14 protein-coding genes are annotated in these 16,470 nt (G+C 36.6%); 10 read left to right on the forward strand and 4 right to left on the reverse strand.

Going from position 1 to position 16,470, the window contains the following annotated elements:
* Positions 1-2,760: a T9SS type A sorting domain-containing protein gene (locus tag ACTBZY_RS21940; protein ID WP_463048532.1), complete on the reverse strand. Its 2,760-nt coding sequence runs from the start codon at positions 2,758-2,760 to the stop codon at positions 1-3.
* A 235-nt stretch (positions 2,761-2,995) separates the two neighbouring features.
* Here ACTBZY_RS21940 and ACTBZY_RS21945 point away from each other — a divergent pair, with 235 nt between their 5' ends.
* Positions 2,996-5,983 (forward strand): CHAT domain-containing protein, encoded by a 2,988-nt coding sequence (locus ACTBZY_RS21945; protein WP_463048533.1) that lies wholly within the window; start codon positions 2,996-2,998, stop codon positions 5,981-5,983.
* On the opposite strand, the gene ACTBZY_RS21950 is transcribed toward ACTBZY_RS21945, so the two are convergent.
* Positions 5,966-6,691: a hypothetical protein gene (locus ACTBZY_RS21950; RefSeq protein WP_463048534.1), complete on the reverse strand. Its 726-nt coding sequence runs from the start codon at positions 6,689-6,691 to the stop codon at positions 5,966-5,968. The two genes, ACTBZY_RS21945 and ACTBZY_RS21950, sit on opposite strands and share 18 nt — an antisense overlap.
* A complete protein-coding gene (locus tag ACTBZY_RS21955) occupies positions 6,688-7,206 on the reverse strand; it encodes an RNA polymerase sigma factor (protein WP_463048535.1) in 519 nt (172 codons plus the stop codon). Before ACTBZY_RS21955 ends, ACTBZY_RS21950 begins: the two co-directional genes overlap by 4 nt.
* A gap of 110 nt (positions 7,207-7,316) precedes the next feature.
* Between ACTBZY_RS21955 and ACTBZY_RS21960 the strand changes: the two genes are divergently transcribed.
* From ACTBZY_RS21960 to ACTBZY_RS21990, 7 genes are all read left to right on the forward strand, one after another.
* Positions 7,317-8,678 carry an OmpA family protein gene (locus ACTBZY_RS21960; protein WP_463048536.1) on the forward strand — a complete coding sequence of 454 codons (1,362 nt, stop codon included), beginning with the start codon at positions 7,317-7,319 and terminating at the stop codon, positions 8,676-8,678.
* A gap of 6 nt (positions 8,679-8,684) precedes the next feature.
* Complete coding sequence (locus ACTBZY_RS21965) at positions 8,685-9,359, forward strand: hypothetical protein (RefSeq protein WP_463048537.1); 675 nt, start codon at positions 8,685-8,687, stop codon at positions 9,357-9,359.
* A 4-nt stretch (positions 9,360-9,363) separates the two neighbouring features.
* Positions 9,364-10,788: a hypothetical protein gene (locus ACTBZY_RS21970; protein ID WP_463048538.1), complete on the forward strand. Its 1,425-nt coding sequence runs from the start codon at positions 9,364-9,366 to the stop codon at positions 10,786-10,788.
* Position 10,789: 1 nt separating this feature from the next.
* Positions 10,790-11,476, forward strand: a complete 687-nt coding sequence (locus tag ACTBZY_RS21975; protein ID WP_463048539.1) for a TapB family protein — start codon at positions 10,790-10,792, stop codon at positions 11,474-11,476.
* A 29-nt stretch (positions 11,477-11,505) separates the two neighbouring features.
* On the forward strand, positions 11,506-12,144 hold the full coding sequence (locus tag ACTBZY_RS21980; protein WP_463048540.1) for a hypothetical protein: 639 nt from the start codon (positions 11,506-11,508) through the stop codon (positions 12,142-12,144).
* A gap of 15 nt (positions 12,145-12,159) precedes the next feature.
* Complete coding sequence (locus tag ACTBZY_RS21985; protein ID WP_463048542.1) at positions 12,160-12,894, forward strand: hypothetical protein; 735 nt, start codon at positions 12,160-12,162, stop codon at positions 12,892-12,894.
* A 95-nt stretch (positions 12,895-12,989) separates the two neighbouring features.
* Entirely contained in the window at positions 12,990-13,973 is a 984-nt protein-coding gene (locus ACTBZY_RS21990; protein WP_463048543.1) for a polysaccharide deacetylase family protein, read from the forward strand.
* Positions 13,974-14,060: 87 nt separating this feature from the next.
* On the opposite strand, the gene ACTBZY_RS21995 is transcribed toward ACTBZY_RS21990, so the two are convergent.
* Positions 14,061-14,696 carry a DUF4230 domain-containing protein gene (locus tag ACTBZY_RS21995; protein ID WP_463048544.1) on the reverse strand — a complete coding sequence of 212 codons (636 nt, stop codon included), beginning with the start codon at positions 14,694-14,696 and terminating at the stop codon, positions 14,061-14,063.
* Between the two features lie 65 nt (positions 14,697-14,761).
* Between ACTBZY_RS21995 and miaA the strand changes: the two genes are divergently transcribed.
* Positions 14,762-15,685 (forward strand): tRNA (adenosine(37)-N6)-dimethylallyltransferase MiaA, encoded by a 924-nt coding sequence (gene miaA, locus ACTBZY_RS22000; protein WP_463048545.1) that lies wholly within the window; start codon positions 14,762-14,764, stop codon positions 15,683-15,685.
* 69 nt (positions 15,686-15,754) lie between these two features.
* Positions 15,755-16,375: a YceI family protein gene (locus tag ACTBZY_RS22005; RefSeq protein WP_463048546.1), complete on the forward strand. Its 621-nt coding sequence runs from the start codon at positions 15,755-15,757 to the stop codon at positions 16,373-16,375.
* Positions 16,376-16,470 lie beyond the last annotated feature (95 nt).

Here is a 16,470-nt window from a genome sequence, read left to right on the forward strand (position 1 = left end):
TTACTCTAGCATTAATTTATAAACATGCTTCTTATTACGCTCCGTAAGTGACAAAACATGTACACCCGGAGTGTAATGAGGAACATGAAGTTCCAGTCCCCTTTCTACCATTTCATAGGTAAAATGGATTTGTTGTCCTCGCATATTCACCAATTGTACTTTCGAAATGTTTTCATCATTTAACGGGACAAGAAAACCACCCCTATTAGGATTAGGATAAGGTAATACATCCCTAAAAGTCATCTCATTTGCTAGTGGACTTAGAATATCTAAAAGCAGATATTGTTCTGCTGAAGTGTAATAATCATTCCTCTCAACTCGTAAATAAAGTCCAAGTTTATTCGATGATCTATTGGGATTGACTTGAATACTATCTGCATATTCAGTTCCGCCAATACCTAATTTTACATAAACCGGTTCACCAGAAGACGACGAAAATTTCAACCATGTTGGTCCCTGAAATGCATATAAGTCTGGCAAATCATGTATAAAAAAAGGAATTGCTTTATTAATATTAATGTAGTTCCTATAACTAAAATAACCATTTTCAGTATTGATGTCTACCGTAGCATAGCCTGGTTTGGAATCTATGTAAAGACTATCATTTTCGATTTTGGCGTTGTTTGACAATGTAATGGTATAGAGCTCATCCGTTGAGTGAACTTTAAAAAAAGTAGGCCCCAACTGGTTCCAAGAGATATTGCTTTTTACATCAGACTCTACATGAAAATAAGGAGCTTCCTTTTTGTCATTTTTAATAAATCTATACAGTCCTGAGGAAGTTATCGTGAATAATGTGTCCGCATTTTGTTGAGAAAAATGGTTAATGGGTTCTTTACTTAAAATGGCAAAATTATTATCAACATGACCATTGGGCAAAAGCTTTATCGAATTAGAGCCTACCGAACCATTTTCCTCCCTTATGGTTAAGGCATTGATAATTAAAGAACCATCCTGATTTAGGAAATAAAACTGCCCTCCAGAAATAGATTTTGTTTCAAAATTCGCATCCACTGCACCTTCTGTATTAATCTTGGTCAGTTCATAAGAGTATGAACCAGTCCCACCAACTCTAACATTCTTAAGATAAATGCCCTCTTCCGTTGGAATTAATTCTAAATACCTATTTAAACTAAAGTCCTTATTTACATTGGGAACCACCTTTAATACCCCGGCAGTCTCTATATTAAAAAAGTCGATACTTGGTTCTGAAAGCATGGTAAACAAAGCCAATTCATTAGAACTAGGTAAAAACTGAAATGAAGAATAATTTGAAGTGGACTTAAGTACAAAATCTGTATTTCTTATACCTTCTAAATCGGTTTCGATTATTTCATAATAGTTTAATTCGTTTTCATTAAATCTATTTTCATAAAAAACATTTCCGTTCTTCAGGTCGAACTGAGCATTTGTTGGCCACTTGTTGTCGTACTCCGTCAAAACATCTGAATTGCCTAAAACATAAACCTTCTCCTTACCTCGAATTAAAATGAGCTCACCCTGCTTCGAACAGTTCCATGTACTTTCATCATCATACAGTTCTCTTATTTCTTCTCCTATCTCATTAAATATTTTTAAAAGAGAAGGATAATACGAATGATAGAACAGAAAGGAATATTGTTCGTTTCTAGTATATTCTACCAACCTGAGACCATTCTCTGAAGCAAAAACCTTAGTTGGTTTAAACTCTAATTTTTCAGTAAAGCTTAATGCTACTTTTCTCTTAAATCCACTTTCAAAATCTTTTTCAAAAACCTCAAAATCTGTTCTAATTAAGAAAAATCCATTCTTCTGGAAATTTATAATTCCGAGTTCCTTCGGGTAGATTTTATGTGAACCGTCGGTATTAATCTTTATCCAGTCATTGTCGTAATATTTAAAAGCCAAATCTCCACCATCAGACGAGAATATTTCGGGAATAGAAGACATGAAATTACCCACCTTGCCAAAACTCACATCTCTGATTTGATTTCCATCTGCGTCAAATTCGAACAGATGATTTTCTTCATCATTAAGACTAGAGGTATACAAATAAAGCTTACTGGCAATCTTGAAAAGCTTATTTTGAGGGGCAGAACGATTATCCAATGAAGGCAAACTAAAATCCTTAGGATTGGCTAAAAAAGCATCTGTTCTTTTTATAATGACTTTTCCAGAGTCATTTTGTACCAACAAAAGATAGTAAAAGCCATCTAAGAAAACCACATCATTTAAAGTGGTATTACCCTCAAATCCAAGCGAGAATAAACTTTCAAACTTTCCAGAAGCAGAATAAATCTTATAAGAGCCATCACCAAAACGAGCAAGGATTTTTCCTTCCGCCAGCTCCATCACTTGATATAGAAAGCCCTCCTCTTTGAAATCGAAACCGGCAATTTTATTTCCTTCGAAGTCGATTTTCAACAAGGAGCTTTCTGTAATGCCATTATCTGTATATGAAATAGACTTGTAAAACAGAAACGCCCCTGTATTGGATAGTTGAGAATTATACAAAGGTCCGTTACTATCATTTTTAAAAGCCTCAAAAGGTTCTATTTTATCGACTTTTGGCTCCCAAACAAAAGTGGTCATTTGAAGTGAGTCGTTGACAAAAGTACCCTCATGGTTAAAAATAACTTTACCGCTGGGTAAATTGATAGCCGACACCCTTTTACTAGTCACAAACTTGGTAAGACCAGAAAACTCAAAACTCATGTCTTGCTCAAAAACTTGTGAGAAAGCAGAATGAACTACTAAAAGGAAGAAAATTGTGTTACGCATGGATAAAATACATCTTAATTACTATAAAATTAATCCTTTAAAATCGCAATATTTGTTTTACGCATTCGGTTTTTTCTTGTTGGCTTTATCAGCTAAACAGTACAAAATCGGATATGTCAATTTCACATACAATGCAAAGACCTAGAATAGTCCAATTGGTATAGAAAATGGATTCAAAGCCTTTGCATATTGAAAACTTTATAATTTTCCTGAATCTACCGAATAGCAAGTCCAAATGAGTAAAATCACTTTTTTTATTCTTTTCTTCTTCAGCTTTTTACTTTCTGCACAAGAAAAAACCAAACGCCTCCTTCTGAAAGCAGATAGCCTCGCCTTATGCGGTTACTTCAAAGAGGAAATAATTTTAAGAAAGGAAATAGTTTCACTGGAAGAAACTAGAAAAAAAGAAGCCGTACTAATACTACATATAGCCCAGCTGAATCAATTAAAAAAAGAATATAAAGAAAACGAATCCGCTAAGCTGTATGAACAAATTTTAGGTAAATACAATCAGCTTCCCAAAGAAAGTCAAAACAGGATATCTTATGAAATCAACATGCTTAAGGCTCATGCGTTTATAGAAAAAGAACAATACGAGGAAGGACTGTCCTTGTTTCAGAAAGAACTTTCTTCTGCAAAAAAGAACTCCATAGCAGCTGGCAGCATTCATTTAAATGTAGCTCAATATTTTGCCCGTGTTTATAATTATTACGACGCCATAAAGCACTTTCAAAAGGCCATTGAAATATTTCAAAAGAATGGCATGCAGCATCATTATGCCATGGCACTGGCTTATAATGACTTGGCTTTGGCCTATGACTACGCCAATATTGAACAAGAAATGCTTCCTACTTTTGATAAAGCTTTAAACATTTGGAGGAAATATTATGCCCAAGATGCCGAAATAGTTTCGGTGGCCTATAACGACGCTATTTTTGCCGCATTAGAATACGGCGATAGAGAAAAATGTGCTACTTATCAGCTTGGTTTTGAAAAGTATATGGCGGATTATATCCATCCAAAAAACAAAAATTTCTATAAAGCCACCACTCCCTTTAGCGACTTCCACGCCAAAGCCATGTATAGGCTTAATAATTTAAGATATTATAATTTTGAGTTTAACGAATCCAAACTCTTAGAAAACCTCAAAGAAATAGAAATCCTCTTTGCTCAAGCTCCCAAAGTAGCAAAAGACAAAGAGTGGAATGTCCTCATGGCTTCTTATGACGAAATCTCGCATGCGTTTTACGTAAATTATGAATCGGAAAGGGCTTTAGCCTATACCAATACGCTTGAAAAACTAGCCCGAGAAGATTTCTATAGAATGAAGGCATCGGCCAATAGAGCCATGCTCTATTATTACAAATTTGATTATCCCGAAGCTCTAAAACATACCGAAAAGTCTCTAAACTTCTTGGAAATCTTAGGCTACAGATCTAGCTACCTCACCTTGTTGGTTTTAAAGGCTGAGCTCCTAGCCAATCTCAACAAAACGGAAGAAGCAAAGGCCGCTTTAAAGGAACTATACTTTAGGCAGTTTGAAAAGCATATTGAATTTCAGAAAATTAAAAACAAAGATTTCGGAGACATCAATAATTCTTCTTTTATAAACATATTTATACATTCTGGATTGGCGTACCGCAAAATTTATGAAAGCACAGGAAAGAAAAAAACAGACCTTTTAAAGATTAGAAACTTCTATGGCTTGGCGGCTGAAATGTTTCAGAACTACTATAAAAAAGGTTTTTTTAATCCTGATTTAGAAAGGCAACTCAATAACATAAAAGAGGGTTTACTTTATGTGGGATTAGAAAACCCCTCCGACCAAAATTTCATAGCCACAAGCTTAAGTGACATAGAAAATATGGGCTCCCAGCACCTTTGGAAACAGTTTATATCCAAGTATAGCGAAAACCTAAATCTTCCGAAGGCAGTTATAAACCAGCGAAACGAACTACTCTTAAAGCTGAATTTTTTCGAAAACCAAGAAGAGCTTAGCACAGAAGAAAAAAATAAAGTAAGCCGTTTAGAAAACGAAATTAACCAGATTAACGAAAAAATAAATCAAGAATACCCCGTTTATGAAAAATACAGCAAAGCCAATTTTGACATAAAAGATTTACAGAAAAACTTAAAGTTAAATCAAGTGGTGCTTAAATATGCGGTAACGGACAGCTCCGTTTTTGCCCATAAAATCTCGTCTACCGCTATTGAACTCTTCTATCTTGGAAAAAGAAATGAAACAGAGGAGCTCACCAGAAAATACTACCAAAACCTCAACAACATTAGCTCAGAATATTTAAAAGAGGCTAAGCAACTTCACGGAATCTTGATTGAAAAACTAAAGATCAAGAAAAACGATAAGCTCATTATCGTTCCAGAAAACTTCTTGAGTTTTTTGCCTTTTGAAACACTTTATGGAAAAGAGATTCTGGCTCAGAACCATTTTATAGCATATGCTACCTCCCTAAAATTTCTAAATCCAGTAGAGCATGCCACAAAAAAATACGCTTATAACTTGGTAGGTTTTGCTCCAAAGTACGGTAAGCGTCTAGTGCCAGAAAGAAGCAGTAATGGCGAGCTTATTTATACCGCTAGGGAGCTGGAACTAATCAGTTCTATTTTTAATAAATCCAACTTGTTTTTCAGCGAAGAAGCCACTAAAGCCAACTTTATCAGCTCTCTAGGCGAAAGTAACATCCATCATTTGGCCATGCATTCTTTACTGGATGAAAAAGACTATAGCCACTCCAGTTTATTATTCCAAAACGAAGAAAAACTATACTTTAACGAACTGTACGCCCTAAACTTCCCATCTGACTTGGTGGTTTTAAGTGCCTGTAATACGGGTGTGGGAGAATATTTAAGCGGTGAAGGTTTCATGAGCATCGCTAGGGCTTTAAATTATGCTGGGGTCAAATCTACCGTTTACAGCCTTTGGCAAGTGCCCGATAAAGAAACCTCTGTTTTGATGGGCTTTTTCTATAATTTCTTATCCAAGGGTTATCCAAAAGACGAAGCTTTAAGCTTAGCAAAAAGGAAATTCCTTAATGAAAATCCCTTAAAAAGCCATCCTTATTTCTGGGCAGGTTTTGTTTTGAATGGCGACACCTCCGCCCTTTCTATAAATCAGAATTACTGGTTCATAATTGGAATAATTGCTTTTCTACTTCTAGCTGGTCTAGCAGTTTATTATTTTAAAAAATCAAGGAAGACGCTTTAATAACTCTTCACCCATTTTCTCTTGCTGGTATGGCGTTTTACTTAACTCATCTAAAAGCGTTTTTGCCTTGGCGGTTTCTCCTACTTTTAGATAACTTAAGGCCAAATACCACTGTCTATTGGTTTCAAAAGGATAAGGTTCGTCGCTAAATCTATTGGATTCTAGCAACTCAATGGCACTGCTTGAATCGTCCAGCTCTAGGTAACAAAGGGCCTCATAAAACACAGCAAAGTCTGAAGGTTGTTCTTTATGGAGTTGCTGAAACAAACGGAGTCCCATCTGGTAATCTTCTTTATCATAGGCACTAAATGCTTGCTGTTTTAAGGTACTGCCGTTTTCTCCCCTAACCGTGGGCGAAACCACATTAGGATATGTCTGATAGTACTCCTGAAAAAGGTTTTCGTGGTTCTTTGCTTTAAAGATAAATTGGTACGCAAAAGCCCCCACCAAAAACATGGATGCAGCCGCGGCTAAAACCCACCATGGCTTTATAACCTTTCCTTTAGGAATATTGGTTTCAATGGCTTTAAGCTCCATTTTCAACTTAGCTCTTTCTTTATTTCTTAAAGCATTTTTCAGTGCAAGCTGCATAGCTACTTCTTGAGCAAAATCTTCCTGCTCCCCTATTAAAGCATCAAACTTTTGCTGTTCTTCTGGGCTTAGCTTTCCTTCAAAATACTTATCTATAAGCTCTTCTTTTAGGCTCATTTTCTTAAAATTATTTCTTTCAATTGCTTTAAGCAACGCCACTTTTGGCTTTTCAACACATCTTTATTGGGGTAGTTCATTAGATTTACAATCTCTTCAGACTTTTTAGACTCAAAATAAAAGAGCTTTAAAATCTTGTAGCATTGTTCCCCTAAACTCTCCAAAGCCAGTTCCAGTTTAGCCGTTAAGTCTGGATTATCATCTTCCTCCTCCCACTCAAACCAGCCCTTCAGTTCTTCGGAAACTTCTCTGGCCTTTTGATTATTTTTTATCCTCTTAAAAATCATATACTTGCCTATGGCAAATAAATAGGTTTTTAGATCGGCCTTAAGATGGTCCATTTTGCCCTTTTTAGCATTCTCTACCATCGCTAAAATGGCATCCTGATAGATGTCTAAAATATCTTCATGCTCTAAATTATATTTTGACGCAAAGCTTACAAAGCTTAAACGATGCTTTGTATAAATCTCTCGTAAAACCTGACCGTCATTTGCTTTTAGAAGTGGAATACTCACGCTTCTCTGTTTAGTGTTATTTCTTGCTTAAAGTAAACCTAAATATTTTTTATTTTATGGCGGTTTACTTTTTAAGTTTTTAAAGACTAAGAGAAAAATGAAATCTAAAAATGAAAAAAATCATCTTTCTCTTAAGCCTTTGTGCCTATTCTTTTTCTCAAGCCCAAATCATTGACCCTAAAGATACGGCAAAAAGAAAAGTAACAGACCGTACCAATAGTGGCATAGACCGTGGTATTGACAAAGGCCTAGACAAGATAGAAGAAGGCATTGGTAGTATTTTCAAGAAAAAAGATAAGACAAAATCAAGTTCAGATAATGGTGAATATGATACTGAGGAAACACAATCAAACGCTCCATCAAACTCTGAATCTGAGAAGGCTTCAGAAAATAAAACCCCTACATCCTCAAAACAAGAAGCCAAAACTACTTTTACCGCCAACTCCAAATTTGATTTTGTCTCTGGAGAAAAGGTAATTGGTTTTGAGGATTTTTCAGAAACCAGCGTGGGCGACTTCCCTTTGGGCTGGAACACCAACTCTTCCGCAGAAATCATAACCTTTAACGACAGCCCAGAAAAATGGCTCTATATGTCTCAAGACGGCTTTTTTCAGCCTGATTTTGTAAAAGACATGCCAGATAACTTTACGCTAGAATATGACATTTTTACGCGGTATCGCAGCAGCAACATACTTCGTTATTATTTCTACATCTACGCAAGCGACAATGTACGCAGAGACTTTGCCAGTGAGTATATACAAAAAGGTATCATATTCAATTGGCTCGGTGGTATGGACGAGGCCGCTTTTATGGTGTATGAAGCTGGAGAAGTTATCAATAAAAACGAAGGCCTCAATGTTAAAGCATTAAAGTGCGAAGGTGAATATGGATCAGAACCTAGCAAAGTACATTTCTCTCTATGGAGACAAAAGAATAGACTCCGCGTTTATGTAAATGAAGTAAAGGTGCTGGATTTGCCACAGGCATTTGACCCAAAAGCAGCATATAATGCCTTTAAGTTAGGCTCACAGTATATGAATTTTGCGACAGCCGATAACAAAGATGAATACATGGTGGCCAATGTACGCTACGCAGTAGGAGCACCAGATACCAGAAGTAAACTAATAACAGAAGGGAAATTCTCCACCACCGGAATATTATTTGACGTGAACTCAGACCGTATCAAACAATCTTCTGAAGGCACATTGAAAGAAATAGCCAAAGTTCTTACTGAAAACCCAGCAGTGAAAGTGAAAATAATAGGTCACACAGATGCAGATGGTTCAGATGGTGCGAACTTAACCCTATCCGCAAAACGTGCCGAAAGTGTAAAAGACGCCTTGGCCAATAGCTTTGGAATAGAGGCCACTAGAATGACTACAGAAGGTAAAGGCGAAAGCCAACCCGTAGATAAAAATGAAACGCCACAAGGAAAGGCAAATAACAGGAGAGTAGAATTCATTAAACTTTAAAAAATCATGAATAGAATAATTTTAGCATTACTCTTAGCGATAACATTTAGTTTTTGCAATGCCCAATCCGTCACTATTGAACCATCTAAAAGTGCGTTTCAACAGGATAGTACAAATGGTGTTCATATTAACAGTAAAGAAAGCATCCCTTTAAAGCTGAGTACAGAAAAGCCAAATATGTATATGCCCTTTTATACCTATAACACACTTATTAACAAAAAAGAAGGTGAAATAATGGCTGGTTTCGGTGGATTGAGCATCCAAGGTACAGAATACTTACAATTGGGAACCAGAGGTTATGTCTCTGTGACAATTGACAACATCGGTAAACTAAAAGTGGGCAGCGAATTTAGAAAATCCGGTTTAGAGGTTTACGCTTTCACTAAACTAGGAGATGATGCCCCAGCTATTAAGATTAAGAGAATAAACGGAATTACCAGAAGCACTCAAGGTACCCAACAAGCTATAAACCATGGGCTAGACGAAAGTAAAATTTTAAGTATTTCGGTTATGGTTGACTATGAAAGCAATGATTATATACCTGCCTCCTTTAAAAGTGCTGCGGGCTACGAATTTGAATGGACGCTTTTTGAAAATTCCATTATTATCAAAAACATAACTGATAACAGTGCCAATATCCTCTCAAAGCCTGTGAAAATCTTAATCACCTACGAAGAATAAGCCCATGAAAAAACTATTAAAACTGGCTCTCATATATCTGATAAGCATCAGTTCATTTTCACAATCGGTCACCATTGAGCCAACATTGTCGGGTTTCGTTGGAAATAATGTTGAGATTCATGGAAACAGCAATTCTTCTACCCCCCTAAAGCTGTTTTCAAACAGCCAATATAACTTCTTACGATTTTATACAGCAGGCGGAGAAGAGCAAGGACAAATCTATTCCGAAAGCGGAATTATAGGGATTAATGGTTTAGGAAAGACCGCCCTAATGGTTAATACTAATCCGAAATTAATAGTTAGTTCAGCCGGGAATATTGGAATAGGCGATAATTATGACGGAGATACCTACAAACTAAGTGTAAGAGCAAATAATAGCTCTATCGCTTCTTTTTTCAACGAAGACCCCAATGCCGATATCAATATTAACTATCAAAATAAACATTTCTTGCAGGTTAGCCCTACAAAAGCAACCTATTATGGTGCAGTAGACTTTGAGTTTCAGGCTAACAACACAATTGATTTTCAGACCAGTGGTACATCCAGGCTTTTCCTTGGCGGAAATCAAGGAAATGTGGGAATTGGAACTACTACGCCCTCGGAGAAATTAGATGTAAATGGTAACATAAAGGCTAAAGGATTAAGTGTTGGAAACAACAACCTTGTTTTTGGAGATTATTCAGTTGCATTTGGTAATCAGACATTTGGCTTATCAAAATCTTCTTTAACAATTGGCGAATTCAATGATATTTCTGATACTCCAGATGCAGCAATTTCGGGAGTGACCGACCGAGTATTTCAGATAGGTAATGGTTCATCCGATCTTGTAAGGTCAAATGCATTAACAGTCTTGAGAAATGGTAAAACCGGAATTGGTGTACTTGCACCCACGTCTAAGCTAGAAGTAAACGGAGATATTAAGTCAACAGAACTAGGTTTTGTAGGGACTACAGACCGCAGACCGGTTTTTGCAAATAAAGATGGCATTCTTAAAATTGAAAATACCTCTAACCACTACATGAGTTATAATTTCACGAGTGTTCTGCCACAAAATTATGACGACCCACTTATTAGAGGTAGCGGCTATGCTTGGTTCAATAGCACTACCAGCCCCAAAACTTTGTATTTGCCTGTAAATCTTCCAGATGGCGTTAAAGTAACCAATGTGAAATTGTATTTACGAGATAACTCCGCCTCTAATTTATCATTTGATTTCAACAACTATTCTCATACCGTGAATGCTTATTTAACATTAGCTACTGCTACGAGTTCCGGTAGTAGTGCCAATATTGTGAATATCAACAGTAATGCCTCTGCAATCATTGACAACCTAAATTATTCCTATTATATAAACCTCTCGTCTGCAGGAAACTGGACAGGAAACACGCTTCAATTTCACAGTTTAGTTATTACTTATCAATACCAATAAAATGAAAAAAATAAGCATCCTTTTTCTCTTATTAATCATTAGCCCGTTCTGTTTTTCGCAGCAATGCAGCAATTACTTTCTTCTAAAAGAAGGCTCTAAAATAGAGATGCAAAACCTTGACAAAAAAGGAAATATAAGCTCCATTTTGAAATATAATGTGCAGCAGCTAAAACCTGTCAATGGTGGGTTTTCTATACAAATGCTCACGGAAACGTACAACCCCAAAGGCAAACTTATTGTAAAAGGTGAAGCCTTAGGAAAATGTATTAACGGCGACCTTTATACCGATGTTCAAAACATTAGCTCAGATATGTTTTCAAAGTCTTCTGATATAAAAATGAGCATAGACGGAGACCAGCTAGTATACCCTGCCAATATGAAAAAAGGCGATATACTGAAAGATGCCAAAATCTCTATTCGTTCTTCTCTTCCTTCTGGTGCCTCTTTAATGAATGTCAGTGTGAACATTACCAACAGAAAAGTAGAAGGCTCAGAAACCGTGGAGACACCAGCTGGCAAATTTGATTGCATTAAAATGTCTTATGATTTAAGCTTAAAAATGATTGTAAAAAAAGAAGTACATGTGGTAGAGTATTTCTACAACGGCATAGGCGTGGTAAAAAGCGACACCTTCGACGCAAAAGGAAAAATGGAGTCCTCTTTGGTTTTAAGCAAACTCGACAAATAAGAGATTTATCAATCAATCAAAATAAACGCATGAAAACAAAAATAGCTCTTTTAGCCACTGTAATAAGCATAAATGCCTGTCAGTCTGCCAAAGAAAGTGCTCAGGATGGTGTCACTTCGGCTCTAGAAAAACTAGTTGAAAGTCAGACAGGTCAAGAAATTGATTTAGCAGATGTGGCCAGTTATGGTGACCAAAAAACTGACATCACTTATGAATTTGATGGAAAGTCTCAAATAAATAAAGAGGACTTTACGGGCTCCATAATAGCCCTAAAAGAAAATGAAAAACTAAATATCTCATTCCAAGTAGTGAACCAGAGCGGGCATTCGCTAATGGGTGTTTTTTCTAACGTTCCACTCGATTTCACTTTGCCCCTAACGGCCAAGTTTACATTGAATGAAAGTGAGCTAGAAGGAAAGCCAAAGGCCACTTTGGTTTTTATGAAAGTATCTGAAACAGGGATGGAAGCCACACCTATGCCTTATGAAGGCACCATGACCATAACCAAGTTAAATGAAACGGTGGCAGCATTTGAAATAAAAGGAAAGGGTGGTCAGTCTTCTGAAATTGAAAACCCTGCAGCCTGGAAAAACCTTAATGGAAATGTTAAAATGACCTCCCCTGTCATCCAAAGTATGGGACTTTCTAAAGACGAGTTTTTGAAATAATTAAACCATACCATCATGATGACTAAAAACATACTTTTCGCAACAGCCTTTTGCTCTCTACTATTATCCTGTTCTGGAAACTCTGAAAATAAAACCGAAAACAAGGAAACAGAACTTCAAAACCCCTCCAAAGCAACCTGCATCTTTGACTATGTCGGTAAATACGACCAACTCTTGTCTCTAGAAACGATAAAAAAGCATTATACCGGAGAAATGACCAATGCTAAAATGAAGTATGAGGTAAGCCCCAAGCCTAAAGACCAACTAAGAGATACCTACAAGTACTCTTGGGAAAGTGACAGAATTAGAAAAATAAAAATGGGTAATACGACCTTAGAAATGCCAGTATACAACGAAATAGGTATTAAATGGTTAGCTGATGACTTATACAAGATTATGGACCGCGAAAACAGTGTAGCTTCTTTCAAGGCTTTCTATCGTAATGTGTCGCAAGAAGAACTCGAAAATGCTCTAGGTAAAGCAGAAGAGAAGATTTCTGAAAACAAGGAGATACCAGAAAGCACTAAAAATCAGGCCATGAACATGGCCAAAGGAATGGCAACTACAAATAATTTTGAAGCCGTTAACGTAGTGGGCGATGCCGCATCATGGAACTTTAAGGAAAACAGTTTAATCGTATTGGTAGGCGACAAAACCTTTCAGATTTTGGCAGATGTTAGTTCAGATGCTGATTTCAACAAAGACTTGGCTATAAATCTGGCTAAAGAAGTTTTGGCTTTCTGTAATTAAGAATCCCTTATTTTCAATATCTAAAAAAAGCCCTCTCATGAAATCTGCTTAAATGTGAAATTTAAGCTATTTTTGAATAGTATAAAACAACAAACATGAGACTAACCCTTACATTATTATTCCTTTTTTCACTCAACTCCTTTGCCCAAGAAAGCTATGCCGATAAACTCGGATATCCTGAAGGTTCCAAAGTTTTAATTCTCCATATTGACGACGTAGGCATGAGCTATGACTCCAATTTAGGAGCCATAAAAGCCATGGATGAAGGTGTAGCAAATTCCCTCAGTATGATGATGCCATGCCCATGGATACCAGGATTTTTCAAATATCTAAAAAAACATCCAAACACAGACGCTGGTTTGCACTTAACCCTAACTTCGGAGTGGGGTGATTATAGATGGGGACCTTTGGCAGGAAAACCAATGGTACCCGGTTTAGTTGACAAACAAGGGGCTATATGGCCGTCTGTAGTGGCCACCGCTACCCATGCCAATCCAGACGAAATTGAAACAGAAATAAGAGCTCAACTTGAGAGAAGCCGTACTATGGGTTGGGAACCCACCCATTTAGATTCTCATATGGGAACGCTATTTGCCACCAAAGATTACTTGGAAAGATATTTAAAGGTGGGGATGACAGAAGGTATTCCTGTGATGTTTCCTGGAGGTCATAATACCATGATAGCACAAACCACTGCCGCAACTGGGTTGACACAAGAAATGACCACTACCATAGGACAACAACTGTGGAATGCTGGACTACCAGTTCTTGATGATCTTCATAATATTTCCTACGATTGGAAAGGTGAGGAAAACATGACAGATGCTCAGCTTCAAACCTACAAAACCGAACGATACATCAATACCATCAATGAATTAAAGCCAGGTATTACAATGGTGATAATGCATTGTACGTGGCCTACGGAAGTTTTTGGAGAAATTTCTACCTCTGGTGTAACACGAAAAGGAGACATGCTGGCCATGATGGATCCGGCATTCAAGAAGTATATAAAAGATAATAAGATAGTGCTCACCACCTGGAGAGAGCTTAAAAAGAGAAGAGATGCTTTAAATAACTAAAGTTTAGACTCTTCGATTGGATAAATATTAACCTCTAGTGAAGCATCTCAAGTCTAAGTTTCCTAGAGGTTTTTAATGTCTTAGCAACTATACTTTCAAATATCCTTTAATAGCCTCTTTCAAAGTTCTGGATTTATTGGTCTTTTCTTCTATGATGTCCACTTCCCAGTTCATGGAACTGGCAAGCTGGGTAACCATTAATTTTATTTGACGATCAGCCGAAACTGGCAAATCGCTTTCCATGGCTTTTTCCAGCATGAGTTCTTTAGCTTCGCCAATAATCTTGGTGTAATCCTCAGGCTTGAATTTACTCAAAAGTCCCTGATTGATGTCATAAAATTTATACTGGGGGTCAATGGAAAGCACTTCCGCCTCTGGAAAATGTTCAATGATAATCTTTTGGGTACCTTCTTCTACCCTCCATTTCATTTTAGAGAAATCGAAGCCTATAGACACCTTGGCCTTAGCCACAATCAAAGCTTTTTTATGTGTTTCAAAAAGACCCCAAAAGTCCTTCTTATGGCTATGGTCGTAGATTTCGGAGAAATAACCTTCTGACAAAATCACTTTAAAAACCTTCTCGATTCTTTCTAAAAGAATATTAGATTCTGTTTCAATACGCTCCTTCTTTTTACGTTTACTTACACCAAAACGCCAAGCAAATATTTGCCAAGTGGCTAAACCACCTATGCCCAAAGCAATAATAAAAAGTAGGGATTCCATTTTGTTATTAATTAATTCAAATAGCCTTTAACTATCTTTGTGACGTTAATTTACTATTTCCGTCATTGAAAAAAGAAAAATATTTAGTTTTGGTGGTTGGTCCTACTGCCGTAGGGAAAACAGATTTATGTATTAATCTGGCACAAAAACTAGATGCCGAAATCTTCTCTTGCGACTCTAGACAGTTTTATAAAGAAATGAGTATTGGCACTGCCAAACCAACAGATGAAGAACTCGCTAAAGTTCCACATCACTTTATTGACAATCTCAGTATTAAAGATAGTTACTCCGTATCAGATTTTGAAAAAGAGGCACTAAAAGATTTAGAGAACTATTTTCAAAAGAAAGATGTGGCTATTATGACTGGTGGTTCTGGACTATTTGTAAAAGCCATTACCCATGGTTTTGACGACATCCCAGATATTCCAAAAGAAATTAGGGCGACTTTAAAACAAAGATTGGAAAACGAAGGAATAGATAATCTTGTTTCCGAGCTTAAAGAACTGGATCCCGACTACTGTTCAACTTCCGATTTATCGAACAAACAACGGGTAATAAGAGCTTTAGAGGTTGCTCTATTTACTAAGAAGCCATTTTCTTTCTGGCAAAAAAAGCAAACAAATCGTCGTCCTTTTCAAATCATCAAAATAGGATTAGAGAGACCACGAGAAGAACTTTATGAAAGAATCAATCATAGAGTAGATCTAATGATAGCAGCCGGACTAGAAGAGGAAGTTAAAAACTTAATAGATTTTAGAGACAAAAACGCCTTACAAACCGTAGGTTACAAAGAGGTGTTTGCTTTTTTAGATAAAGAGATAAATTACGAAACCATGCTTGAACTGATAAAAAGAAATTCCAGACGTTATGCTAAAAGGCAGTTAACTTGGTTTAGAAATCAAGATCAGTTTAATTGGTTTAAACCTTCTGAGCAAGAGCAGATTTTCAAATTTGTTATAGAACAAAAAAAGAAATTTGCAATACACTAAACTATTTTCTGGAAAAGTTGTTAAGTGATTGTGTGTTCTTACATACAATTAAATTTAAAATAGAAAAAAATGAAAAAAATCACTCTTTTAGGCCTTGCCTTAGTATCAGCACTTTCTTTTCAATCTTGTACTTCTTCTTCAACTGAAACTACCGAAACAGAAGAAACAGTTGCAACATTAGCAGACGGAACTGCAAACTTAGATTTAGCATCCAGTACCGTAGAATGGACAGGTGTTATGCTTGGAGTAAAAGAACATACAGGTAATGTAAATATTACTGAAGGTACTTTAGAAATTAAAGACGGAGCAGTAGCTGGTGGTAGATTTGTTGTTGATCTTTCTTCAATTGCTCCTACTGACACTGTTTATGACGAAAAACAAACTAAAGAAAAATTAGTAGGTCACTTATCTTCTCCAGACTTCTTTAACGTAGCAGAGTTTCCAACGGCTACTTTTGAAATCACTGGCACTGAAGGTACTTCTGTACTGGGTAACCTTACTGTAAGAGGTATCACAAACCCAGAAACAGTTAAAGATGTTGTTATTGAAACAGTAGGTGATGTAACTAACATTACTGGAACGCTTACTTTCGACCGTAAGAAATATGATGTCTCTTTTGACGTTCCTATGAAAGAAATGGTTATTTCTAACGACGTTGAGTTAGACATCAACTTGGTAGTGGCTAAGTAATTTAGGCACATCCTTCTAAGAAATATAAAAAAGCCACTTCCAAAAGGAGGTGGCTTTTGGTTTTATTAGGGTCTTAAAAACTATCCCGTTATTTT

Source organism: Arcticibacterium sp., assembly GCF_055134445.1.

Bases quoted from the DNA above. Each gene is read 5' to 3' on its own strand.
- ACTBZY_RS21940 (WP_463048532.1), bottom strand. From the start codon at position 2,760: ATGCGTAACACAATTTTCTTCCTTTTAGTAGTTCATTCTGCTTTCTCA.
- ACTBZY_RS21945 (WP_463048533.1), top strand. From the start codon at position 2,996: ATGAGTAAAATCACTTTTTTTATTCTTTTCTTCTTCAGCTTTTTACTT.
- ACTBZY_RS21950 (WP_463048534.1), bottom strand. From the start codon at position 6,691: ATGAGCCTAAAAGAAGAGCTTATAGATAAGTATTTTGAAGGAAAGCTA.
- ACTBZY_RS21960 (WP_463048536.1), top strand. From the start codon at position 7,317: ATGAAAAAAATCATCTTTCTCTTAAGCCTTTGTGCCTATTCTTTTTCT.
- ACTBZY_RS21965 (WP_463048537.1), top strand. From the start codon at position 8,685: ATGAATAGAATAATTTTAGCATTACTCTTAGCGATAACATTTAGTTTT.
- ACTBZY_RS21970 (WP_463048538.1), top strand. From the start codon at position 9,364: ATGAAAAAACTATTAAAACTGGCTCTCATATATCTGATAAGCATCAGT.
- ACTBZY_RS21975 (WP_463048539.1), top strand. From the start codon at position 10,790: ATGAAAAAAATAAGCATCCTTTTTCTCTTATTAATCATTAGCCCGTTC.
- ACTBZY_RS21980 (WP_463048540.1), top strand. From the start codon at position 11,506: ATGAAAACAAAAATAGCTCTTTTAGCCACTGTAATAAGCATAAATGCC.
- ACTBZY_RS21985 (WP_463048542.1), top strand. From the start codon at position 12,160: ATGATGACTAAAAACATACTTTTCGCAACAGCCTTTTGCTCTCTACTA.
- ACTBZY_RS21990 (WP_463048543.1), top strand. From the start codon at position 12,990: ATGAGACTAACCCTTACATTATTATTCCTTTTTTCACTCAACTCCTTT.
- ACTBZY_RS21995 (WP_463048544.1), bottom strand. From the start codon at position 14,696: ATGGAATCCCTACTTTTTATTATTGCTTTGGGCATAGGTGGTTTAGCC.
- ACTBZY_RS22005 (WP_463048546.1), top strand. From the start codon at position 15,755: ATGAAAAAAATCACTCTTTTAGGCCTTGCCTTAGTATCAGCACTTTCT.